The organism is Arthrobacter sp. LjRoot78 (assembly GCF_964254335.1).
Taxonomy (GTDB): Bacteria; Actinomycetota; Actinomycetes; order Actinomycetales; family Micrococcaceae; genus Arthrobacter.
On the sequence record NZ_CAXUTG020000001.1, the window covers coordinates 2668704 to 2691547 of the forward strand.

Sequence of the window (22844 nt, forward strand, 5' to 3'; positions counted from 1 at the left end):
TTTTCGCCCTTACCTAAAGGCCGCACCGGTTATCCGGTGCGGCCTTTACTTGTTTCCGCACTGCATCAAAAGGAACCACCTGACATGACCGTTCTGCCGATCACCATCTGGGGCGAGCCGGTTCTCCACCGCCGGGCCGCCGAAGTGGAAGTCTTCGACGACGAACTCCGTACCCTCATCGCCGACATGTTCGAAACGAACGACGCCGCCAACGGCGTGGGGCTCGCCGCCCCCCAGGTGGGCGTTGGCAAGCGCCTCTTTGTGTACAAGTTCGCCAACGACGACGGCGTGCCCCCTGCGGGCGTCGTGGTGAACCCGGTCCTGACGCTGTCCAAGGTTTCCGGCGCACTTCCGGACCCTGATGAGGAAGTGGAGGGCTGCCTGTCCTTCCCCGGCGGCCAGTACCCGCTCAAGCGCGCGGAGTGGGCGCGGGTGCAGGGGTTCGACGGTGACGGAAATCCGGTGGACTTCGAGGCCACTGACTGGTTCGCCCGGATCATCCAGCACGAATACGACCACTTGGACGGCAAGCTCTACGTGAACCGGCTGATGGACCGATACGCCCGCAAGGCCATGAAGCAGGCCAAGCGGAGCGGCTGGGGTGTTCCCGGCCTGACGTGGATGCCCGGCGTCGACCCCGACCCGTTCGGGCACTGACGTTAATGGGGCACTGACGCACACTGCCCGCCGCTACCGCGGAATAAGGGTGTGCTGCTCGGGGCACGATGCCAGGACACGTTTCATGGCATCCTTTTCGGTCTGGGTCACCCACAGCGCATAGGCCGCTTTCACTGAGATCTGGCGGGCTACGTAATGGCACCTGAAGGCCTTGTTTTTCGGCAGCCAGCTTGCTGCGTCCGAGGCGCTCTTTTCCTGGTTGGCGGGACCGTCGGCGGCTACGAGGTTGAGAGGATCGTTGGCGAGGTTTTGGCGCTGCAGCGGCGTCAACTGCTGGGCCCCCTTCTGCCATGCGTCGCCCAGAGCCACGACGTGGTCAATCTGGACGGCTTTGCTGCTCTCTGCTCCCCTGGTGAAGGTCACCACCGCTCCGGTGTACGGCTCATGGAATTCCCCGCGTGCCACACGGCACCGGGAGCCCTCGGTGAACTGCGCGCCGCCCAGGTCCCGCCGGAGGATGTCATTGCGGGTGTCGCAGCCGTTGCGGTCCACATCCAGCCAGGCCTGGCCGAACGCGGTGCGCTCGTAGTTGTCGTTGGCCGCCCGCCCTTTCACCTCGAGCGATTCCAGCACATCAGCCGCACGTCCTTCCGGTACGGGGCGGACGGGCAGAACTGCTTTCATCCACGCCGGGTCCAGCACGGGAGCAGTGCTGGGACCGGTGACGGGCGGCTCCGCCACGGCAAACTGGCCTGCGGTGAAAAACCAGCACACCGCGGAGACCAGTCCTACGGCCAGCACGATCAGCACGGCCCAGGCCTGGCGGGAGCGGCGCCGCGCACGGCGGTAGGCCGCCCAGCTGATGGTCATGGTTGCAGAGCCCGATGATGATTCCTACGCACCGGACGAGCTTAGGTGCGGCCACTGACAACGCGGCCGATATCCACAGTGTGGAGGGGCAGTTACTGCTCCTTCATCACACGCTTCAGGTCTACGGTGGCAAGGTCAAGCAGCTCCTCAAGCTGTTTGATCCTGCTATCGGGAATCTCTCCCGCGGCATGCGCCACGCGCGCCTGTTCAAGGAGGCGGGTAGCTTCCTTGTGGTTCTGCCGTGCTACGTCGAGGGCGTGTTCGAGGGTGGTTTCATGTTCGAGAGTCGATTCGTGTTCCATGACACCATTTTGGGTCCGTTTCCCGGCCGATGCCAGAGCATCGGCCGGGAAACCTCAGACCCGGACCCGTCCGGGCCCCTAGACCGAGATTGCCGCCAGCGCCGCGGCCGGTTCCTTGACGGGGAACGACGGCGGGTTGACGCCGGCCATTTCCTCCATCACGCGGACCACCTGGCAGCTGTAGCCGAACTCGTTGTCGTACCAGACGTAGAGGACCAGGTTCTTGTCGTTGGAGATCGTGGCCAGGCCGTCAACAATGCCTGCACGGCGCGAACCGACGAAGTCCGTGGAAACGACCTCGGGGGAATCGATGTAGTCGATCTGCTTACGCAGCTCGGAGTGCAGGGACATCTGCCGCAGGTAGTCGTTGACCTCATCCTTGGTGGTGCCCTGCTCCAGGCTCAGGTTCAGGATGGCCAGCGACACGTCCGGGGTGGGGACGCGGATGGAGCTGCCGGTGAGCTTGCCGAGGAGTTCGGGCAGCGCCTTGGCAACTGCTTTGGCGGCACCTGTTTCGGTGATCACCATGTTCAGCGCGGCGGAGCGGCCGCGGCGGTCGCCCTTGTGGAAGTTGTCGATCAGGTTCTGGTCGTTGGTGAAGGAGTGGACCGTCTCGACGTGGCCGTGGACCACGCCGAACTTGTCGTTGATGGCCTTCAGGACCGGGGTGATGGCGTTGGTGGTACAGGACGCCGCGGTGACGATCTTGTCCGAGTCCAGGATGGTGCCGTGGTTGATGCCGTGGACGATGTTCTTCAGCTCGCCCTTGCCGGGTGCCGTGAGCAGGACGCGGGAGACGCCCTTGCTCAGGAGGTGCTGGGACAGGCCTTCGGCGTCGCGCCAGCGTCCCGTGTTGTCCACCACGAGGGCGTCCTTGATGCCATAGGCCGTGTAATCCACGGTGGAGGGGTTGTCCGAGTAGATGACCTGGACCTGGACACCGTTGGCCGTGATGGTGTTGTTCTCGGTGTCCACCTTGATGGTGCCCTCGAACGATCCGTGAACGGAGTCCCGGCGCAGCAGGCTGGCACGCTTGGCGAGGTCGTTGTCCGAGCCGCGGCGGACCACGATCGCGCGGAGCCGGAGTCCGTGACCGCCACCGGCCTTTTCGATGAGGAGGCGCGCCAGCAGGCGGCCGATGCGGCCAAAGCCGTAGAGCACGACGTCGGTGCTGGTGCGGTCGTCGCCTCCACGCTTCCCCACGACGTCCGCGAGTTCGGCCCGCAGGAACTCTTCCAGGCTCGCACCGTTCGCCTCGGCCTTGAACTTCTGGTTCAGGCGGGCGATGTCGATTGCCGCAGCACCCAGATCCAGCCCGGCGAGGGCATCCAGCAGCGGGGCCGTCTCTTCCAGGAGCAGCTCGTCCTTGCTCATCCGGCGCGCAAAGCGGTGCGCCTTCAGGATGTTCATGGTGGACTTGTTGATCAGGCTGCGGCCGTGGATGGAAGTCACCACGTTGTTCTCGCGGTACAGCCGGCCGATCACCGGGATCATGGCCTCGGCAAGTGCCTCACGGCCCATCCACGTATCAAGACAAGAATCTGACGTCTGGCTCACAGAACTACCTTCCTTGGGTCAACCACATACGTCCTCGTATGCGGATGTCGGCCACCGGAGGTATTCCGGGGCACAGGCATCGGCGGGGATTCGGTCCACCCCGGACACCTTGGAGAATCGCAAAGAAAAACCGCCGGCTGCGAACGCAGACCCGGCGGCAGAACTTCTACGTTCGCTATCCATTCTAGGGTGGCGGCGCCGCCAGTACTGCCCCGCAAAGCGTGAAGTCACTCACATGCCGGCGATGGGAGACGTGCCTGAAAGCGGTGATGGATGGGTTGACCGATACGCCGGGTTCTGTGTTCCCGCTCCGTTACCGGTGCGGGAGTAGCGGCCATCCATCTACGAACGCCGTTGCCGACGCCCTCCAGCGGCCTACCCGGACACTCGGGCGAGCAGCCCTCGAACGTGCCCTGTCTGGCCTTGCTCCGGGTGGGGTTTACCTAGCCTTCCCGGTCACCCGGGAAGCTGGTGGTCTCTTACACCACCGTTTCACCCTTACCTGCTTCGTGCCGCTTTCAAACCGGCGCGACGCAGGCGGTCTATTCTCTGTGGCACTGGCCTGCGGGTTGCCCCGAGTGGGCGTTACCCACCACCCTGCTCTGCGGAGCCCGGACGTTCCTCGAGCCACTTGCGTGACGCGCGGCCGCCTGGTCAACCCATCCGCATTTCATTCTACGTGCTGCACCGGCGCCCGGCGTGCGGGACGTCCTGCGGGCGCCCGGCGGGACGTTTCGGACGCCAAGCGGGACGTTTCGGGCGCCAAGCGGGACGTTTCGGGCGCCAAGTGGGACAATTGGACAAGGTCAACTCATGCAAGAAAAGAGGGGATCCTGATGGACCCCACCGGTACCTACATCGCCATCGCCGTCGCAGTGCTGCTGCTCATCTTCCTGAAGATGTCCATCCGGATCGTGCGGCAGTACGAGCAGGGGGTGCTCTTCCGGCTGGGCAGGGTTATTGGCATTAGACTCCCGGGCCTGCGGTTCATCATCCCGGTCGTCGACCGCCTCCCGTTGGTCAGCCTGCGGATCGTGACCATGCCGATCCAGTCGCAGGGAATCATCACCCAGGACAACGTGAGCGTCGACATTTCCGCCGTGGCCTACTACCGCGTGGTCGATGCCGTGAAATCGGTCGTGGCCATCGAGAACGTGGCGGCCGCCATAGACCAGATCGCGCAGACCACGTTGCGGAAGGTAGTCGGCAGGCACAGCCTGGACCAGACGTTGTCAGAAACCGAGCGCATCAATAGCGATATCCGGGAAATCCTCGATGCCCTGACGTTGGCGTGGGGTGTCGAGGTGACCCTGGTGGAACTGAAGGACATCCAACTGCCCGAGAGCATGAAGCGCGCAATGGCCCGCCAGGCCGAGGCCGAGCGGGAAAAGCGGGCGAAGATCATCGCCGCGGAAGGCGAAGCCATCGCGGCCGCTGCCCTCGGCGACGCGTCGGACACCATGATGGCCCACCCGCTGGCGCTGCAGCTGCGGAACCTGCAGTCCCTGGTCGAAATCGCGGTGGACAAGAACTCCACGGTTGTCTTCCCCGCGCCGCTGATGAGTACGATCGGCGAACTGTCTGCCTTCCTCGCCCGCGAAAACCAGGCCGCGACGGCCGCCGCCAAACCGCCGATCAAGGCGGCCTGAGCTGCGGGCCGGTGGTGGGGCCTTCACGCCTATGATCGGCTTATGGAATTTGCGACGCTCGGACGCCGGCGGCTGCTGGAACTCGGAGCCGGCGGTGTGACTGCCGCGGTGCTGGCCGCATGTGCGCCGGTCGCCGACGGCCTCACGGCTTCGACCGGGGAAGTTCGCAGTGGATCCTTCACGTCGAGGTTCCGCCCGGACACGGGAACGAACTGGTCCGTGGCGATTCCGGCCGGCGGCGCCGACAGCGGTCAGCGCCCCCTCCCCGTGGCGCTCTTCCTGCACGGTACGGGCGCGGACCACCGGATGGTTTTCGACGACCTGCAGGCTGACCGGTTCCTGGCACAGCATGTGGCACGCGGCGGGTCGCGTTTCGCGATCGCGGCCGTCGATGGCGGCGAAAGCTGGTGGCACCCGCGCGCAACGGGCACGGACACGCAGTCCATGGTGGTGGAGGAGTTCCTGCCCTTGCTGGCAAGCCAGGGCCTGGACACCGGCAGGACCGCCGTGTTCGGCCTGTCGATGGGCGGCTTTGGCGCCCTTCTCCTCGCCTCCCGGCACCGGATTCCCGGCCTCCGGGCCGTCGCAGCGATGAGCCCGGCAGTCTGGAGCATGCACGACGCCGGGCGGGCGGACAACTTTGACAACGCCGCGGACTTCGAGGCCAACGACATCTTCGCGCTCAGGCCGGAACTGGAAATGTTGCCCAAGAGGATCGACTGCGGCACCGGTGACAACCTGCTTTACAGCGTCAAGGACTACGTAAGCGGCCTGCCCGGGGAGCATGAGGGTGGCTTCCAGGACGGCGGCCACGACAGCGGCTACTGGCGCTCCATCCTGCCGGATGTCATCTCGTTCCTGGGTCGGAACCTGGCCTGACCGCCGGCCCATCACTCCGCTGCCCCGCGCCGGTAAGATCGTACGGTGCTGATTCTGCTGCCGCCGTCTGAAGGCAAGACCCCCGCTGTCCATGGTGAAGCCGTCGACTGGACCGCCCTGAGCTTTCCGGTGTTGAACACTTACCGTGCGAAGGTGCTGGAAGCACTGGGCGACGTCAGTGCCCACCGCGACGCCCTCGCCCTGCTGGGCGTCGGGGCCTCGCTCAGTGCCGACGTCGAACGCAACACCCGGCTGCACACGGAACCGGCGGCACCGGCGCACCAGGTCTATTCCGGCGTCCTGTTCGACGCGCTCGGCTACCAGTCGCTGACGGCGGCGCAGCGCCGGAAGGCGGATGAATCGGTGCTGGTCATCTCCGCCCTCTGGGGCGCGATCCGCTTCGCTGACCGGGTGCCTGCCTACCGGCTGTCGATGGGAACGTCACTGCCCGACGTCGGCCGCCTGGCTTCATTCTGGAAGCCGCAGATTTCGGCGGCGCTGGCAGCCGCATCCGAGGGGGAGCTTCTGGTGGACTGCCGCTCCAGCACTTATTCTGCGGCCTGGACTCCCCCGCCGGCGCAGACCGTCGCCGTCAACGTGTTCACGGAAGTGAACGGCGTGCGCAAGGTGGTCAGCCACTTCGCCAAGCACACGCGCGGCGAGCTGGCCCGCCACCTGCTGACGCGCCGGGGTGCCGCTCCCCGGACCCCCGCTCAGCTGCTCAAGGCGGCACGCGAAAAGTGGGAAGCCGAGCTGGTCGAGGGCACTCCACGCAAAGCGCACGCCCTCAACATCATTCTCGGCGCCTAGGCCCATTCCGAGGAGCGGACCAGGATGCAGCCGGAGTCCGGGCAAAACACGATGTCATCCTCGGCCGCTGCCTTGATCTCGGCAAGGTCGCCGGGGCTCAGCTGCATCCCCGAACCTTCGGACTTGCCGTGGAAAAGCCGCGCCGCCCCCACTCCGCGTCTGGCCAGCGTCTTGTCATAAACAGCCAGCAGCCCGGCATCAAGGCCGGCGGCAAACTCCGCACGCGCGGCGCCCACTTCGGCGGCCTCGGCGGCAATCTCCGCCAGGGCGGCGTCAAGCTCCCCACGGATCCCGCCGAAGGATCCCTGGACGTCGTCCACGATCTTCTGCTGGGCCGCCTGGCGTTCACGGAGCCCCTCAAGCCGTTCCATGACCTCGAGCTCCACATCTTCAAGGGCCGAGCGCCGCTTGTTGAGCGAGGCAATGTCGCTTTGCAGGGCAACCAGGTCCTTGGACAAGCCGGTGCCGCTGTTCAGGCGCGCTTCATCGCGTTCGATCCTGGACGCCACCTGCTCCACATCGGCTTCCGAGCGCTTGAGCTCGGCTTCGGCGTCGTGGACCGCCATTTTCGCGGCACCGAGTTCACCGTTGGCCACGGACAGCGCAGCCTGCAGGTCACTGATCCGGGGATCGTTCTCGAGGGTGCGGCGGCGGTTGGACAGCGATTTGAGCCTGGCGTCGAGTCCCTGCAGTTCGAGCAATTTCAACTGTTCTGCCGGTGCTGCCTTGGCCACTATTACCTCCGCTTGTTCCTACCGGCCGCAGCCGGGCACCGGACCGGCGCAGTTTAGACTCTAGTCCCCGCCCGGAGTCAGAATGAAGTCCCACGGATCACTGTTGGTGGTGCTGACCCGGATGTCGACGTCGTGGCCCTGATCGCTGAGGACGTTTCCCAATGCCTCGGCCGCCGCCGGCAGCCACAGCCACTCGCTGGCGAAGTGGGAAACGTCGATGAGGTACGGCCTGTCATTCACGGCATTCTCACGCGCCTCGGACGCCGGGTGGTGGCGGAGGTCCGCGGTCACGAAAAGGTCAGCGTTGCTCGCCCGGACCTCGTTGAACAGGGAGTCCCCCGCGCCGCCGCACACTGCGACGCGGCGCACCAGGCCGTCCTTGTCCCCGGAGACCCTGACGCCACCGGCGACGGAGGGCAGGATGCCGTATACGCGAGCTGCAAAGTCCCCGAGCGTCATGACGTCTTCAAGGTCGCCAACGCGGCCAATGCCTTCTTCCGGCAGGCCGTTCGTGGCCGGAGTCAACGGCACAACATCTTGGAGGCCCAGGGCATCCGCCAGGACATCGGACACGCCCCCAACCGCGGAGTCACCATTGGTATGGACAGTGAGGAGCGCTGTTCCGGATTCGATCAGGCGGTGGACGGCTTTGCCCTTGGCCGTCGTGGCCGCGACGGAAGTGACTCCTTTGAGCAGCAACGGGTGGTGCGTGATCAGCAGGTCAGCGCCCCATTCGATGGCTTCCTCAATGACGTCAAGGGTGGGATCGACGGCGAACATGATCCTGCTGACCGCTGCTGAGGGATGGCCTGCGACGAGGCCCACCTCGTCCCACTCCTCCGCGAGGGATTCGGGCCAGAGTTCTTCGACGGCCAGCAAGATCTCGCCCAGTGCGGGGGCATCCGAGTGCTCGGCAGCGTCAGACTCAGCACCGGCCGGATCAGCAGCGGTGCGGGCGTCTTCTGCAACGTCGGTGTTCACAGGTTCCATACCCTCATTTTTACCCTATTCGCCGTCTTCGCCTGCACGCGCAGCAGTCTCGTAAAGTGGTTGGGGAATCATCAGGGCGCTTCAACCATTGAAGAGGACATGAAAACTTTTGTGCTTGGCGGAGGCTGCTTCTGGTGCCTTGACGCCGTCTACCAACAGACCAAAGGTGTTACGGCGGTCATTTCCGGCTATACCGGCGGCCACGACCGCCATCCGGACTACTACTCGGTCTGCTCGGGCACCACAGGCCACGCCGAAGTTGTGGCCGTGAGCTTTGATGAAGACGTGATCCCGGCCGAGGTCATACTGGACATGTTCTTCGCCCTCCACGATCCCACCACACTCAACCGCCAGGGATACGACGTCGGCACCCAGTACCGCTCGTCCATGTTTTACGAGACCACGGAGGAAAAGATCCTTTTCGAGGAGGCGATCGAACGGAACCAGGCGCTGTGGGCACATCCGATCGTCACCGAGGTCAGCAGGCTGCCCGTGTTCCATGTGGCCGAGGATTTCCACCAGAACTACTACGGCAAGCATCCGGAACAGGGCTACTGCCAGGTGATCATCAACCCCAAGCTGGCAAAGGCAAGGAAATATTACTCTGCATGGCTTAATGCTTAGCTAGGCTCCGGCCGCCCTCGTTAGGCTGACCTCAGTATTCGCTGTTCAGAGAACTCTTCAGAGATAGGCACAAATACATGGCACGGATCTACGACGACGTCACCCAGCTTGTCGGCGGCACTCCGCTGGTCAGGCTCAACCGGCTGACAGAGGGCCTCGACGCCCAGGTGGCGGTCAAGCTCGAGTTCTACAACCCGGCCAACAGCGTCAAGGACCGTATCGGTGTGGCCATTGTGGACGCGGCTGAGAAGTCCGGCGCACTGAAGCCCGGCGGAACCATCGTCGAAGGAACCTCCGGCAACACGGGCATTGCCCTGGCCATGGTGGGTGCCGCCCGCGGCTACAAAGTCATCCTGACCATGCCTGAGACCATGTCCACCGAGCGCCGTGTCATGCTTCGCGCGTTCGGCGCGGAGATCGTGCTTACCCCGGGTTCCGAAGGCATGCGCGGCGCCGTGGAGAAGGCCCAGGAGATCGTGGCAAACACGGAGAACTCCATCTGGGCCCAGCAGTTCGCCAACGAAGCCAACCCGGAGATCCACCGCACCACCACCGCGGAGGAAATCTGGTCCGACACCGACGGCAAGGTGGACATCTTCGTCGCCGGCATCGGCACCGGCGGCACCGTCACCGGCGTCGGCCAGGTCCTGAAGGAACGCAAGCCGGACGTCCAGATCGTTGCCATCGAACCGAAGGACTCCGCCATCCTGAACGGCGGCGCTCCCGGCCCGCACAAGATCCAGGGCATCGGCGCCAACTTCATTCCCGAAATCCTCGACACCAACGTCTACGACGAAGTCCTGGACGCCACCCTGGAGGACTCCGTCCGCGTTGCCCGCGACCTCGGCGTCAAGGAAGGCATCCTCGGCGGCATTTCCTCGGGTGCGATCGTCTGGGGAGCCCTCGAACTCGCCAAGCGCCCGGAGAATGCCGGCAAGCTCATCGTCGCGGTTGTCTGCGACTTCGGCGAGCGTTACATCTCCACCGTGCTCTATGACGACATCCGGGGCTAAGCCTTAGCCCGCCACTCACCGTTTCCTGTAGAAAGGTCTTTGTGAGCTTCTTCGCAAGACTTAAGGAAGACCTCGAAGCCGCCCGGTCGCATGACCCGGCGGCTCGAGGTTCTTTTGAGAACTTTTTTGCCTACTCCGGCCTCCACGCAATCTGGGCACACCGCCTGACGCACAAGCTCTGGCAGAATCCTTCGCTTCGCTTCCCGGCCCGGCTGATTTCGCAGCTGGCACGCTTCCTGACCGGGATTGAGATCCACCCGGGAGCCACGATCGGAAAGCGGTTCTTCATCGACCACGGCATGGGCGTGGTCATCGGTGAAACGGCCGAGATCGGTGAGGACGTCATGATCTATCACGGCGTCACCCTGGGCGGACGCTCGCTGGCGAAGGTCAAGCGGCACCCCACCATCGGGGACCGCGTGACCATCGGCGCGGGCGCCAAGGTCCTGGGCCCCATCACGATCGGACGGGACAGCGCAGTGGGCGCCAACGCCGTCGTGGTCAAGGACGCCCCGCCGGAATCCATCATCACCGGGGTTCCTGCAACGTGGCGCCACCGGGACGCCCAGCGCGAAACCAAACCGGCTGTGGACCCTGCCGAGTACTACATCGAGTACCGGATCTAGCGGCCAAGCCGCTGGTAGATAGTCCAGAAGATTACGTCGAACGCACGGTCCGGCAGGATCCTTCGCAGGGTCAGGATGGCGCGCGCACCCTTGCCCACCGGGTAGCGCGTCTTCGGCCGGGCCGCCGTTGCGGCATGGACAATGGCATCGGCAATAACGGCAGGGTGCGTTGACATGCTGGAACCCTCGGTGGAGGCCAGCGCCGCGGCGACGATCTTCGCCTGGTCCCGATAGGGGCCGTGACCGGACGTTTCCAGCAGGCTCTCGCCGGAGATGCCTCCCCATTCAGTCTGCGTGCCTGCCGGTTCGATGATTGACACCTTGATGCCATGCGGCTTGAGCTCCAGGCGCAGGGAGTCGCTCAGGCCCTCCACGGCGAACTTCGTGGCGTGATACCAGGCGCCCAGAGGCTCGTACATCTTGCCGCCGATGGAGGAAACATTGATGATCCTCCCCTGGGCGGCGGCCCGCATGGCGGGCAGCACGAGCTGGGTCATGCGCGCCAGGCCGAAGACGTTGACGTCGAACTGCCGCCGGCCTTCAGCCAGGTCCACCTCTTCCAGCGACCCGTAGGACCCGTAGCCGGCGTTGTTCACGAGGACATCGATCCGGCCGTGCGCCTCGAGGATTCCGCCCACGGCCGCCGCCATGGACGCCTCATCCGTGACATCCAGCGCCAGCACCTTTACGCCGTGGGCCTTCAGCGGCTCCATCTTCTCGACCCGGCGGGCGCCGGCGTAGACAGTGAATCCCTGCCCACTCAGCTTCTTGGCGGCCTCGAAGCCGATGCCGGTGGACGCACCGGTAACAAACGCGACTGGCTGCGACATGGGCTGCACTCCTTGGAGACGACAATCATTGGACAGGCGGCGATTGGAAGCCGCGGCCACCGAAAGAGCAGTCCGCAAACGGCAACGGCCGGCACCTCCCAGAGTATCCGGGAAGCGCCGGCCGTTGCGGTCAGAGCAGGGTGTGGCTTGAAGCTAGTGGGTGTCCACTGCCTCGATTTCGGACTTGTCCTCGCCCCACAGGGTGTGGAACGTGCCCTCGGCGTCAACGCGGCCGTAGGTGTGCGCACCGAAGAGGTCGCGCTGGCCCTGGATCACGGCGGCCGGCAGGCGCTTGCGGCGCAGGCCGTCGTAGTACGCCAGCGACGAGGAGAACACCGGTACCGGGATGCCCAGCTGAACAGCCGTGGCCACCACGCGGCGCCATGCCGGCAGGACCTCGGCGATGGCCTTGGTGAAGGCCGGTGCAAACAGCAGGTTGGCGGGCTTTTCGTCCGCGGCGTAGGCCTTGGTGATTTCCTTCAGCAGTTCCGCACGGATGATGCAGCCGCCGCGCCAGAGGGAAGCGATCTCGTCCAGCTTCAGGTCCCAGCCGTATTCCTTGGCAGCCGAGGTCAGCATGTCCAGGCCCTGGGCGTAGGAAACCAGCTTGGAGGCGTACAGCGCCTGACGGACGTCCTCAACGAACGTTTCCGGAACCTCGACGGCGATTTCCTCGCCGGCCAGGAGTTCCTGGGCCAGCTTGCGCTGTTCCGACTGGGACGAGAGGGCGCGTGCGAACACGGATTCGGCAATGCCCGACGTCGGGGATCCCAGCTCGAGTGCGGAGATAACCGTCCAGCGGCCCGTGCCCTTCTGCCCTGCGGCGTCCACCACGACGTCGACGAACGGCTTCCCGGTGCGGGTATCCACGTGGCCGAGGACCTCGGCGGAGATTTCGATCAGGAACGAGGCGAGTTCGCCCTTGTTCCACTCGGCGAAGATCTTGGACTGCTCGGCCGGTTCGATGCCGGCACCCGAGCGGAGAAGGTCGAAGGCTTCGCCGATAACCTGCATGTCGGCGTATTCGATGCCGTTGTGGACCATCTTGACGAAGTGGCCGGCGCCGTCGGTGCCGATCCAGGCGCAGCAGGGCTGGCCGTCAACGTTTGCGGCGATCTTTTCCAGCAGCGGTCCGAGGGCGTCGTAGGACTCCTTGGAGCCGCCGGGCATGATGGACGGGCCGTTCAGGGCGCCTTCCTCACCGCCGGAAACACCGATGCCTACGAAGTGCAGGTCCTTCTTGGCCAGGGCGGCTTCGCGGCGGCGGGTGTCCTCGTAGTGCGAGTTGCCGGCGTCGATGATGATGTCGCCGGCTTCCAGCAGGGGCTCGAGCTGTTCGATCACGGAGTCGACCGGCTTGCCGGCCTTGACCATGATCAGCACGCGGCGGGGCTTTTCCAGCGAATCCACAAGCTCCTGGAGGGTTTCGGTACGCACGAAGTCGCCATCGTGTCCGTGCTTTTCCAGCAGCGCGTCAGTCTTTTCAACAGACCTGTTGTGCAGGGCAACGGTGAAGCCGTTCCGGGCCAGGTTGCGGGCGAGGTTGGCCCCCATCACCGCAAGGCCGGTGACACCGATGTGTGCTGACATCAAAACTCCAATTCATTTCTGTGCAACGTGTGCATTCTGTTCCGCACTTCCTGCGGAACACGCTTTAAGAACCAGTGGCTGTCAATAAACCATATGTATTTCCGTCGACTACGGGAAAGTTGCGCCCACGTTTTGGAAGGTGGCGCGTCACAAAACAGTCTATGATGCCGCCAGCGCCATGACAGGCGAGGATGTACGCCCGGGCCGCGGACGGTGCCGCGCAGGACGGCGCCGCCAGCCCCATTATGCTTACGACTATGTCAACCAGCCTCCACCACCGCGCCATCGAAAACCTGGGCACCCGCATCGTGAGCGGCGCGCTGCCCACTGGCCATGTGATGCTGGCTGAGCAGCTTGAGGACGAACTGAAAGTCTCGCGTTCTGTGGTCCGCGAAGCAGTCCGCGTCCTGCAGTCCCTCGGCCTGGTGGAAACCATCAAGCGCGTGGGAATCCGGGTGCTGCCGGCACACCGCTGGAACCCGTTTGATCCGCTGGTCATCCGCTGGCGCCTGGCCGGTGACGGCCGCGGCGCCCAGCTCAGGTCCCTCGCGGAGCTGCGCTCCGCCGTCGAGCCTGTTGCCGCCGAGCTGGCGGCCGCCAACGCCCCCCAGGCAATCCGGCAGGAACTGCTGGACGTCTCGCTGGCAATGCGCGACGCCGGCGAGGCCGGCAACGTGGCGGAGTTCCTGGAGCTGGACATCAAATTCCACTCGCTTCTCCTCACCGGATCCGGCAACGAAATGTTCGCCAACCTTGTCGGACAGGTGGCGGAAACCCTGACCGGCCGTACCGTCCACGGACTCATGCCGGACCGCCCGCGGGAGACGGCCCTGCAATGGCACGTGGATGTGGCCGAGGCCATCGCCGCAGCGGACGCCGCCGGAGCCCGCGAGGCTTCCAGCAGGATCATGCGCGAGACGATCTCCGAGATGGAACCCGGCTGGCGGGACCAGCCCAGGGTTTTCATTCCGCTGCAGCAGGGCTGAAGTCCAGCAGCACCTTCCCTGATTCCGCGGAGTTCCGGGCAACGCCGAACGCCTCCAGGGCTGCCTCCACGGGGTACTCGTGGGTGATCACGGGGTCCACGAACAGGGTGCCGTCGGCGAGGGCCGCGATGACGTCGTCGATCTCGTCGTTGAAGCGGAAGGAACCCTTGAGCTCCAGTTCGCGGGTGATGGCCAGCGAGATCAGGACCGGCTGCGGGCCGGTGGGCAGCAGGCCGACCATCACGACGGTGCCGCCGCGGGCGGCGCCCTGGATGGCGGAGGCCAGGCCGTGGTGGTTGCCGGAGGATTCAATCACGACGTCGGCCTCGACGGCGGCGATCGCTTCCGCGTCGGAGGCGGCGAGCACTTCGTCCGCTCCCACGGCCGCGGCGATTTCCAGCGGCCTGGCGTGCATGTCCACGGCGACGATCCGGCCTGCGCCGGCGCGCTTGAGGACGGCCGCGGCCAGCGCGCCGATGGGGCCGCTGCCGATCACCAGGGCGGTCTTTCCGCTGACGTCCCCGGCACGGGACACCGCGTGCCAGGCCACGGAGGCGGGCTCGATCAGCGCCGCCGTGCGCAGGCTGAGGCCTCCCGGCAGCGCGCGCAGCATCCGCGCCGGCAGGTTCACGTAGCGGCTGAACGCGCCGTCGGTGTGCGGGAAGCGGGCGGCGCTGCCCAGGTACGTGCAGCCCGGGGACAGGTTGGGCCGGTCCGCCGGATACCGCGCCGCACCGGGCCCGGGCGTGGCCGGATGAACGGCAACCGGGGTGCCGGCCACCGGCCCGGTGCCGTCTGCCGCGGCACGAATCACGGTCCCGGAAATTTCGTGCCCGAGCACCAGGGGCGCGCGGAGGATGGATTCGCCGGCGGCGCCGTGCAGCCAGTAGTGCAGGTCCGAGCCGCAGATGCCACCGTAGCAGACTTCGACGACCGACTCGTCGCGGGCGGGGGCGGTGAGAATCACGTCTTCGATGCGGAGGTCGCCCGCGGCGTGCGCCACCACGGCCGCGCCGCTGGCAGGAAGTTGATGAAGGCCGCGCATCAGACCACCACCGTCATTCCGCCGTCAATGAAGATGGTCTGCCCGTTCACGAAGTCCGACCCGTCCGAGGCCAGCCACACCGCGGGCCCGGCCAGGTCCTGCACGGTCCCCCACCGGTGCGCCGGGGTCCGGCCCAGGATCCAGGCATTGAAGTCCTCGTCATCCACCAGGTTCTGCGTCATCTCGGTATGGATGTAGCCCGGGGCGATCCCGTTGATCTGCAGCCCGGACCCGGCCCACTCCGCGGTCATCGCCCGGGTCAGGTTCCGCAGCCCGCCCTTCGCCGCGATATACGGGGCGATGGTCGGGCGGGCGAGATCGGTCTGCACCGAACAGATATTGATGATCTTCCCCCGCCCGCGCGGGATCATGACCCGCGCCGCCTCACGCCCCACCAAAAACGCGCTGGTCAGGTCCGTGGAAATCACCCGCTCCCAGTCCGCCACGTCCAAATCCAGCATCGGCACCCGGTGCTGGATCCCCGCATTGTTCACCAGGACCTCCAGCGGCCCCACGTTCTCCTCCACCCATGCAACACCCCGCGCAGCCTCAGTGTCGCTGGTGACGTCGAACGCGCAACTGTGCACCCGCCCCGGCGGGTACCCGGCCGCCATCGCAGCCTCAGCCGCCTTCAGCCGCTCAGGATTGATGCCGTTCAGCACCACCGTCGCGCCGGCATCCGCCAGCGCCCGCGCCAGCGCATTGCCGATCCCCCGACTCGAACCGGTCACCAGGGCAACACGCCCGCTCAGGTCAAAAAGTGCACTCATCGTCTGCTGTTCCTCAATTGCTCTTGATTACTGGTGTGACTGCTGGTTCTGACTTGCGTCCCAGCTGAGATTCGAAATCGCCTGCCGGACGGCGGCGAGGTCGAGGTCCCCGAGACCCTGGCGCTTCAGTTCGGCGTAGAGTTCGACGCCGGCGGTAGCCATGGGAACCGCCGCGTCCACGGCGGCAGCGCTTTCCAGGACGAACGAGAGGTCCTTGTGCATGAACTTCGCCGGCCCTGTGGGCTCGTAGTCCTTTGCAGCGAGGCGGGGCCCCACAACTTCCAGGACCTTACTGCCGGCCAGTCCGCCGGCAAGCACCTCATACAACGCCGCGACGTCCATGCCCGAGCGTTCGGCGAGCTCTGCCGCTTCGGCGAGCGCCGCCGTCGTGGTTCCCACAATGAGCTGGTTGCAAGCCTTTGCCAGCGACCCTGATCCCAGCGGCCCCAGCCGCCGGACGGTGCCGCCCATAGCGCTGAACAGCGGAAGAAGCCTCCGGAAATCCCGCTCCTCCGCGCCGGCCATGATGGCCAGGGTTCCGTCCTCGGCACCCTTGGTGCCGCCGCTGACGGGTGCATCGACGACGGTGGCGTTACCGCGGCTCAAGCGGGCCACCCTTGCCCCGAAGTCCCGAACGGCTGCGGGCGACACGCTGCTCATGACAACGACGGCGGTACCAGGCACGGGCGGCTCTGCGGCCCAGCCGGCGAGGAGCTCCTGGGCCGCGTCCTCTATGTAGGACAGGTCGGGGAGCATAAAGATGATGACCGGTTCGTCCCGCAATGCTGCGACGTCAGCGGCCCGGATGCCGCCGCGCGCGGCAAAGCCGTCCAGGGCGGCAGCTGACCTGTTCCAGCCGGTGACGGCCCAGCCGGCCTTCAACAGGTTGACAGCCATATGGCCGCCCATCAGGCCCAGCCCGACGAAACCGGCCCTTTTTTCACTCAAATTTTCGCTCAGATCAGGGTTTGCCTGCACATCCATCGGCAGCGCACCTCACTTCATCGTGGTTATCTTCGTGGTTAGTTCTGGTTAACAGGAGGAATTCTGTTCAATATCCTAGCCTCCATTCAGTATGATGAACACCATGACGACTAAAACCACCGTCGCAATCGCCGTCCCGCTCGAAGCTGAGCTGGTTGAGCGCATCCGCGCCGTAGATCCCGCCGTGACCGTCCTCTATGAGCCCGACCTCCTCCCGCCCGAACGGTTCCCTGCGGACCACGCCGGCGATCCGCACTTCACGCGCACTCCCGAACAGGAGGAGCGCTACTGGGACATGTTGAACAAGGCCGACGTCCTGTACGGCTTCCCCAACGAGAGTCCTGCCGGACTGGCCCGCATCGCCGCCAGCAACCCCCGGCTCCAGTGGATCCACGCAATGGCCGCAGGCGCGGGCGGAGCGGTCAAAGCTTCCGGCCTGGACCAGGAAACCCTGCAGAAATTCAAGGTGACCACCTCAGCGGGCGTTCACGCCCTGCCACTGGCGGAGTTCGCCGCGCTGGGTATCTTCAACGGCTTCAAGCGCAGCGCAGAGCTTGCAGTGGACCAGGCCGCCAAGGTCTGGCCCGATCTGCGCACCCCGACGCGCCTGGTGAACGGCTCCACGCTGGTGGTGACGGGCCTCGGCGAGATCGGGCTGGAAACAGCCCGCATCGCCCGGGCACTCGGCATGAAGGTGAGCGGCACCAAGCGGAACGTTGAGCCGATCGACGGCATCGAAGAGGTAGCCGGGAACGACGGCCTGGCCGGCCTGCTTGCCACGGCAGACGCCGTCGTGAATACCCTGCCCGGCACGCCGTACACGGAAAAGCTGTTCAACCGGGAGGTGTTCGCGGCCATGAAGCCGGGAACCGTTTTCGTCAACGTTGGCCGCGGCACCGTGGTGGATGAAGACGCACTCCTGGGGGCACTCGACAACGGCCAGGTGGGCTACGCCTGCCTCGACGTGTTCGCCGTCGAACCCCTGCCGCAGGACAGCCCGCTCTGGAACCACCCGAGGGTCATGGTTTCCCCGCACACGTCGGCCCTGAGCGCCGCTGAGAACCGGCTGATCGCCGAACGCTTCAGCAGCAACCTGCGCACGTTCCTGGACGGCGGGGAACTCCCCCACCTCGTGGACACCGTGCACTTCTACTAGGCCGTACCAAGCCAATCTTCACCCGCCCATCGGCCCGCGCGGCCGCCGGGCATTTCGGCACGCCGCACTACAGGCCGGCCCCTCTTGGGGCACGCCGCACTACAGGCCGGCCCCCGCCTTGGGCGGAGGAGCCGGCCTGTTTGTTTGTGCCGGGGACTACTGCCGCTTTGCCCGCTCGACCTCGGCGGCGGTCCCGGCGTGCCCCCGGGCAGTAAGTCCTGCCACCACGCCGTCGATGTCGGCGTCCGGCCGGTTCTGGCTGAGCTTGGTCTTCGCCTCGATCCGGGTGATCACCAGTTCCAGGCCCACGATGGCGCGCAGCTGCCCGGAGATGTAGCGCTCCGGCGCGTCGTCCACGCTCCACGGGTGGTCGAAGCCTGCTTCGTTGACGTCGGTCAGCCGCCTGACCTGGCCGGCGAGCCAGGCCGGATCGTCGTGGACAACCAAGTTTCCGTATACATGCGCCGTGGAGTAGTTCCAGGTGGGGACTACGCGCCCGTGCTCGGCCTTCGATGCGTACCAGGACGGCGAGATATAGGCGTCCGCACCCTGGATGATGGCGAGTGCCTCTCCGATCACCGGCTCGGACCACTGCGCGTTGTTCCGGGCTACGTGGGTGTTCAGGGCGCCGTGTTCGCCGATCGACGGGTCATAGACGAAGGGCAGCAGCGTCGCAAGCAGGCCCTGCGATGTCATGGTGACCAGATTGGCTGCGGCCGGCCGGGCGAGGAGATCCTGGATGGCGTCGGGTCCGGCGGCGAAGTGGGCTGGGGTGTACATGATGCTAATCCTTTGCAGGCTGGAGGGATCGTGCGGCGTGCGGGACAGCGGGTGGGGCCGTTTGCGGAGCGGGCGCCGGTTTGAGGCGGACCCGGACGGCGGCGCCGGCGCAGAGGATGACGGCGAGGCCGCCGATGATGGTGGTCCAGCCCAGGCTCTCGCCAAGCAGGAGTCCGGCCCAGCAGATGCTCAGTACTGGCTGGACGAGTTGGATCTGGCTGACCTGGGCCATGGGGCCGATGGCAAGGCCGTGATACCAGGCGAAGAAGCCCAGGAACATGCTCACCACACCGAGGTAGGCGAACGCCACCCACTGGACGGGAGAGGCCGACGGCGGCTGCTGAGCCAGGGAGAGCATCGTCAGGACCGCCATCAACGGCGACGCCAGCACCAGAGCCCAGGATACGGTCTGCCAGGGGCCCAGTTCCCGGGCCAGCAGGCCGCCTTCCGCGTAGCCGACGGCCGCGGCCACCACTGCGCCCAGGAGCAGCAGGTCCGCAGAGTGCAGCTGGCCGAATCCGCCGGACTGCATGGAGGCGAAGGCGATAGCCGCCAGCGCGCCCAAACCGGTGATCAGCCAGAACACCAGGGGTGGACGTTCGCGTCCCCTCAGCACGGCGGCCGTCGCCGTCGCGGCCGGGAGCAGGGCGATGACCACCGCGCCGTGGCTGGCCGGTGTGGTGGTGAGTGCAAAGGACGTGAGCAAGGGAAATCCGATCACGACGCCGGCGGCCACCACTGCGAGGCGTGCCCACTGCACGCCGCGGGGAAGCCGCTGCCGGGTGAGTGCCAGTGCGAAGGCGGCGAGGACGGAGGCCACCACCGCGCGGCCGGACCCGATGAAAAGGGGCGACAGTCCTGTGACGGCAATCTTGGTGAAGGGGACCGTGAACGAGAAGGCCGCTACTCCGAGGAGGCCCCACCACAGTCCGGAGGGAGTGCGGGGCAGTACCACTGGGCGATTGCGTGTAGTAGCGCTACTATTGTCTCTCATGAACAACGATAGCAGTTCCCGAATTGCGACGCGACTGCGGGAGTGGATCGCCAAAGCCGCGCCAGGATCGAAGCTGCCGTCCACCCGGTCGCTGGTTGCTGAGTACCAGGCAAGTCCGGTGACCGTGCAAAAGGCACTGCAGGCCCTCACTGCGCAAGGGCTGATCGAAAGCCGGCCCGGCGTCGGCACTTTCGTACGGGCCGTCCGGAGTGCGCGCCCCTCGGACTACGGCTGGCAGACGGCGGCGCTGCGGTCACCGCTGGCACCCCTGCCGTCAGCCTCCAGCACCATGCGCGACGTGCCGAACAATGCCATCGCCTTCCACTCCGGCTACCCGGACCGGGAACTCCTGCCCGAGCGCCTTGTCCGGGCGGCACTCACACGCGCAGCCCGGAGCGACGCTGCATTGTCCCGTCCCCCGGCAGCGGGCCTGCCGGAACTGCAATCGTGGTTCGCGCACGAACTTGGCGGCTCGACACCGGTCGGAACCACACCGCCGAACCCGAGTGACGTCGTCGTCCTGCCGGGAAGCCAGAGCGGCCTCAGTTCCATTTTCAGCGCGCTGGCCGGGCGCGGACAACCGCTGCTGATGGAATCACCAACCTACTGGGGCGCCATTCTGGCGGCGGCGCAGGCCGGAGTCCGCGTTGTCCCGGTGCCCAGCGGACCTGACGGTCCGGACCCGGCGGAACTGGCCAGGGCCTTTGACGAAACCGGCGCGCGCCTCTTCTACGCCCAGCCGAACTACGCGAACCCCACCGGTGCACAGTGGGCTGCCGGGCGGGGTGAAGAGGTCCTGGAGGTGGTGCGCGCGAAGGGCGGGTTCCTGGTGGAAGACGACTGGGCCCACGACTTCGGCATCACCACCAGTCCGGTTCCCGTCGCCTCACGCGACGACTCCGGCCACGTGGTGTACCTCCGCTCGCTGACCAAGAGCGTATCCCCGGCCATCCGCATCGCCGCCGTCATCGCGCGCGGTCCGGCCCGTGAACGCATTCTCGCGGACCGGGCCGCCGAGTCGATGTACGTCAGTGGATTGCTCCAGGCTGCAGCGCTCGACGTCGTGACGCAGCCCGGGTGGCAGACGCACCTGCGCAGCCTCCGCCACCAGCTCCAGTCGCGCCGCGACCTCCTGGTCACCAGCATGCGCGAGCACGCCCCGCAGGCACACATCGAACAGGTCCCCAAGGGAGGCCTGAACCTCTGGGCGAGGCTGCCCGACGGCACAGACCTGGAGCGGCTGACCCGCGACTGCGAAAGCGCAGGGGTCATCATCGCGGCCGGGCGGGAGTGGTTCCCGGCCGAACCCGCCGGTGCGTTCATCCGCCTCAACTACTCAGGGTCCAACCCGGGAGCCTTCCCGGAAGGGGCGCGGATCATCGGCCAGGCACTGGAACGCAACAGCTAGGGACCGGCAGTGTCCAGGGCCCGGCCGGACTCACGTGCCGGATGAACCGGCGACGGCAGAGCAAAGGCTGCGGCCCCCTCCGTGCGGAGGGAGCCACAGCCTTTGTTTCGGAGTGCAGTTCCGGTGGTGCGGGTGGTACTAGCTCGCGTCCTCGGTAAGGACGAGGTCACGGCCTACGGTCTCCGGAGTGAAGAACGTCGTGGCGAACGAAATGAGCGCCAGCACCAGGGAGTAGATGGCGAGCACCAGCCAGGAGTGATTCGTTGCCGCCAGGAGCGACGCGCCAACGAGGGGAACCAGGCCCCCGGCCATAACGGCGGAGAGTTCACGGCTCATGGCAACGCCGGTGAAGCGGTACTGGGATCCGAAGAGCTCGGGCAGGAGCGGGCATTGCGGTCCGAGCATGGACTGGACGCCGATGGCGATACCCACCACCATGACCACCCAGACAAGGGTCACGTTGCCCAGCGTCACCAGGTAGAACGCCGGAAGTGCGATGACGGCTTGGAACAGGGCGCCGTAGCGGTAGACCGGCACCCGGCCGAAACGGTCCGAGAGCGCGCCGAAGGTGACCACCATGACGGCGGCGAAGCCGGCGGCAATGAGCAGGCCCACGGGTCCGATGAACTTGTCGCCCGGGAACACCCCGTCCTTGGCTGCCAGGAAGGCAATGAGGAGGGCTGAGTAGATCGACGAGTTGCCGTTCTCGCCCATGCGCAGGCCAATGCCGATCAGGACGTTCTTCTTGGAGTGCTTCCACAGCTGGCCGATGGGGTTCTTGACTACGTTTTTGTGCTTTTCGAGCTCCTGGAATACCGGAGTTTCCTTGAGCCGCAGCCGGATGAAGATGGCTACTGCAATCAGGATGATGCTGGCCAGGAACGGTACGCGCCACAGCCAGCCTTCGAGCACGGCCTTGTCAGCCATGGCAATCAGTGCGAAAGTACCGGCTCCGAGCAGGGTGCCGAGCTGGATGCCGACGAACGGCAGGGAAGCGAAGAATCCACGACGGCGGCGCGGCGCGACTTCTGATATCAACGTGGTGGCACCGGCCTGTTCAGCCCCGGCGCCGAGGCCCTGGAGGATGCGCAGTGTCACGAGCAGGACCGCACCCAGCATGCCCGCCTGCTCGAAGGTGGGCAGCAGGCCGATGGCGAAGCTTGCGGTTCCCATCAGGCCGATCGTCAGGATGAGGACCATTTTGCGGCCGAACCTGTCGCCGATGTAGCCGAAGATGACCCCGCCGAACGGTCGGGCCGCAAACCCGACGCCATAGGTGGCGAAGGACGCGATCAGGGCGCCGTCTTCACCTAGGGGCTTGAAGAAAAGCGGTCCGAAGATCAAAGCCGAAGCGAGGCCATAAATGTAGAAATCGTAGTACTCCAGAGCGGAGCCCACGGAGCTGGCAAGAGTTGCCCTCCGCAGTTGTTCCGGTTCGACGACGGCGTCGTCCGCATCGGCCAGTGGTGATTCAGTACGAGTTGTCACAAGCACTCCCTTAAGAACACTCCAGACCCCCGTTGGTCTGGTGGGATAGCGACGGCACCGGTGGTGTCGATCACTATATTGAACAGCGTACAGCACCATGAACGGTTCGCCAATGATGAAAGCTGATTTATTTTCCGGCGG

General features: G+C 65.8%; 23 protein-coding genes and 1 other RNA gene. 10 read left to right on the plus strand and 14 right to left on the minus strand.

What is annotated here, in order from left to right; all coding sequences use genetic code 11:
* Positions 1-84: 84 nt before the first annotated feature.
* A complete protein-coding gene (gene def, locus ACSQ1X_RS12400; RefSeq protein ID WP_436057886.1) occupies positions 85-657 on the plus strand; it encodes a peptide deformylase in 573 nt (190 codons plus the stop codon).
* A 33-nt stretch (positions 658-690) separates the two neighbouring features.
* Here the strand turns inward: def and ACSQ1X_RS12405 are convergent, their stop codons facing one another.
* From ACSQ1X_RS12405 to rnpB, 4 genes are all read right to left on the minus strand, one after another.
* Positions 691-1488, minus strand: a complete 798-nt coding sequence (locus ACSQ1X_RS12405) for an HNH endonuclease family protein (RefSeq protein WP_436057887.1) — start codon at positions 1486-1488, stop codon at positions 691-693.
* 92 nt (positions 1489-1580) lie between these two features.
* Positions 1581-1790 (minus strand): hypothetical protein, encoded by a 210-nt coding sequence (locus ACSQ1X_RS12410; RefSeq protein ID WP_028268959.1) that lies wholly within the window; start codon positions 1788-1790, stop codon positions 1581-1583.
* A 78-nt stretch (positions 1791-1868) separates the two neighbouring features.
* Positions 1869-3347, minus strand: coding sequence for a glyceraldehyde-3-phosphate dehydrogenase (locus tag ACSQ1X_RS12415; RefSeq protein ID WP_082506887.1), 1479 nt, complete (start codon positions 3345-3347; stop codon positions 1869-1871).
* 270 nt (positions 3348-3617) lie between these two features.
* Positions 3618-4009: RNase P RNA component class A (rnpB, locus tag ACSQ1X_RS12420), an RNA gene on the minus strand.
* Between the two features lie 174 nt (positions 4010-4183).
* Between rnpB and ACSQ1X_RS12425 the strand changes: the two genes are divergently transcribed.
* From ACSQ1X_RS12425 to ACSQ1X_RS12435, 3 genes are read left to right on the plus strand one after another with little or no spacing between them, the layout of a single operon-like run.
* Positions 4184-4996: a slipin family protein gene (locus tag ACSQ1X_RS12425; RefSeq protein ID WP_436057888.1), complete on the plus strand. Its 813-nt coding sequence runs from the start codon at positions 4184-4186 to the stop codon at positions 4994-4996.
* A 42-nt stretch (positions 4997-5038) separates the two neighbouring features.
* A complete protein-coding gene (locus ACSQ1X_RS12430) occupies positions 5039-5875 on the plus strand; it encodes an alpha/beta hydrolase (RefSeq protein ID WP_436057889.1) in 837 nt (278 codons plus the stop codon).
* A gap of 45 nt (positions 5876-5920) precedes the next feature.
* Positions 5921-6685, plus strand: a complete 765-nt coding sequence (locus ACSQ1X_RS12435; protein ID WP_436057890.1) for a YaaA family protein — start codon at positions 5921-5923, stop codon at positions 6683-6685.
* On the opposite strand, the gene ACSQ1X_RS12440 is transcribed toward ACSQ1X_RS12435, so the two are convergent.
* Both ACSQ1X_RS12440 and ACSQ1X_RS12445 read right to left on the minus strand, forming a co-directional pair.
* Positions 6682-7419, minus strand: a complete 738-nt coding sequence (locus ACSQ1X_RS12440; RefSeq protein WP_436057891.1) for a zinc ribbon domain-containing protein — start codon at positions 7417-7419, stop codon at positions 6682-6684. The two genes, ACSQ1X_RS12435 and ACSQ1X_RS12440, sit on opposite strands and share 4 nt — an antisense overlap.
* Positions 7420-7479: 60 nt before the next feature.
* Positions 7480-8409, minus strand: coding sequence for a Nif3-like dinuclear metal center hexameric protein (locus tag ACSQ1X_RS12445; protein WP_436057892.1), 930 nt, complete (start codon positions 8407-8409; stop codon positions 7480-7482).
* 99 nt (positions 8410-8508) lie between these two features.
* On the opposite strand from ACSQ1X_RS12445, the gene msrA reads away from it, so the two are divergent.
* The 3 genes from msrA to epsC all read left to right on the plus strand — a co-directional run bounded on the left by msrA (position 8509) and on the right by epsC (position 10672).
* A complete protein-coding gene (gene msrA / locus ACSQ1X_RS12450; RefSeq protein WP_055803659.1) occupies positions 8509-9033 on the plus strand; it encodes a peptide-methionine (S)-S-oxide reductase MsrA in 525 nt (174 codons plus the stop codon).
* 77 nt (positions 9034-9110) lie between these two features.
* On the plus strand, positions 9111-10046 hold the full coding sequence (gene cysK / locus ACSQ1X_RS12455) for a cysteine synthase A (RefSeq protein ID WP_011692288.1): 936 nt from the start codon (positions 9111-9113) through the stop codon (positions 10044-10046).
* 41 nt (positions 10047-10087) lie between these two features.
* The gene (epsC, locus tag ACSQ1X_RS12460; protein ID WP_436057893.1) at positions 10088-10672 is read left to right on the plus strand and encodes a serine O-acetyltransferase EpsC; all 585 of its coding nucleotides are present in this window, start codon (positions 10088-10090) and stop codon (positions 10670-10672) included.
* Here the strand turns inward: epsC and ACSQ1X_RS12465 are convergent.
* Together ACSQ1X_RS12465 and gndA are read right to left on the minus strand one after the other, a co-directional pair.
* A complete protein-coding gene (locus ACSQ1X_RS12465; protein WP_436057894.1) occupies positions 10669-11502 on the minus strand; it encodes an oxidoreductase in 834 nt (277 codons plus the stop codon). The two genes, epsC and ACSQ1X_RS12465, sit on opposite strands and share 4 nt — an antisense overlap.
* A 153-nt stretch (positions 11503-11655) precedes the next feature.
* Entirely contained in the window at positions 11656-13092 is a 1437-nt protein-coding gene (gene gndA, locus ACSQ1X_RS12470; protein WP_055803668.1) for an NADP-dependent phosphogluconate dehydrogenase, read from the minus strand.
* A gap of 257 nt (positions 13093-13349) precedes the next feature.
* On the opposite strand from gndA, the gene ACSQ1X_RS12475 reads away from it, so the two are divergent.
* Positions 13350-14078, plus strand: coding sequence for a FadR/GntR family transcriptional regulator (locus ACSQ1X_RS12475; RefSeq protein WP_055803767.1), 729 nt, complete (start codon positions 13350-13352; stop codon positions 14076-14078).
* Here ACSQ1X_RS12475 and ACSQ1X_RS12480 read toward each other — a convergent pair.
* Genes ACSQ1X_RS12480 through ACSQ1X_RS12490 form a run of 3 tightly spaced genes read right to left on the minus strand, consistent with a single transcriptional unit; the run spans position 14056 to position 16841 of the window.
* Complete coding sequence (locus ACSQ1X_RS12480) at positions 14056-15123, minus strand: L-idonate 5-dehydrogenase (RefSeq protein ID WP_436057895.1); 1068 nt, start codon at positions 15121-15123, stop codon at positions 14056-14058. The two genes, ACSQ1X_RS12475 and ACSQ1X_RS12480, sit on opposite strands and share 23 nt — an antisense overlap.
* Positions 15123-15893: an SDR family oxidoreductase gene (locus ACSQ1X_RS12485; RefSeq protein WP_436057896.1), complete on the minus strand. Its 771-nt coding sequence runs from the start codon at positions 15891-15893 to the stop codon at positions 15123-15125. Before ACSQ1X_RS12485 ends, ACSQ1X_RS12480 begins: the two co-directional genes overlap by 1 nt.
* A 27-nt stretch (positions 15894-15920) precedes the next feature.
* Entirely contained in the window at positions 15921-16841 is a 921-nt protein-coding gene (locus tag ACSQ1X_RS12490; RefSeq protein ID WP_436057897.1) for an NAD(P)-dependent oxidoreductase, read from the minus strand.
* Positions 16842-16968: 127 nt separating this feature from the next.
* Between ACSQ1X_RS12490 and ACSQ1X_RS12495 the strand changes: the two genes are divergently transcribed.
* Positions 16969-18033 carry a D-2-hydroxyacid dehydrogenase gene (locus ACSQ1X_RS12495; protein ID WP_436057898.1) on the plus strand — a complete coding sequence of 355 codons (1065 nt, stop codon included), beginning with the start codon at positions 16969-16971 and terminating at the stop codon, positions 18031-18033.
* Between the two features lie 156 nt (positions 18034-18189).
* On the opposite strand, the gene ACSQ1X_RS12500 is transcribed toward ACSQ1X_RS12495, so the two are convergent.
* Both ACSQ1X_RS12500 and ACSQ1X_RS12505 read right to left on the minus strand, forming a co-directional pair.
* Positions 18190-18813 (minus strand): FMN-binding negative transcriptional regulator, encoded by a 624-nt coding sequence (locus ACSQ1X_RS12500; protein ID WP_436057899.1) that lies wholly within the window; start codon positions 18811-18813, stop codon positions 18190-18192.
* A 4-nt stretch (positions 18814-18817) separates the two neighbouring features.
* A complete protein-coding gene (locus ACSQ1X_RS12505) occupies positions 18818-19807 on the minus strand; it encodes a DMT family transporter (RefSeq protein ID WP_436057900.1) in 990 nt (329 codons plus the stop codon).
* On the opposite strand from ACSQ1X_RS12505, the gene ACSQ1X_RS12510 reads away from it, so the two are divergent.
* A complete protein-coding gene (locus tag ACSQ1X_RS12510; RefSeq protein WP_436057901.1) occupies positions 19806-21215 on the plus strand; it encodes a PLP-dependent aminotransferase family protein in 1410 nt (469 codons plus the stop codon). The two genes, ACSQ1X_RS12505 and ACSQ1X_RS12510, sit on opposite strands and share 2 nt — an antisense overlap.
* Before the next feature lie 138 nt (positions 21216-21353).
* Here ACSQ1X_RS12510 and ACSQ1X_RS12515 read toward each other — a convergent pair whose 3' ends face one another.
* A complete protein-coding gene (locus tag ACSQ1X_RS12515) occupies positions 21354-22703 on the minus strand; it encodes an MFS transporter (protein WP_436057902.1) in 1350 nt (449 codons plus the stop codon).
* Positions 22704-22844 lie beyond the last annotated feature (141 nt).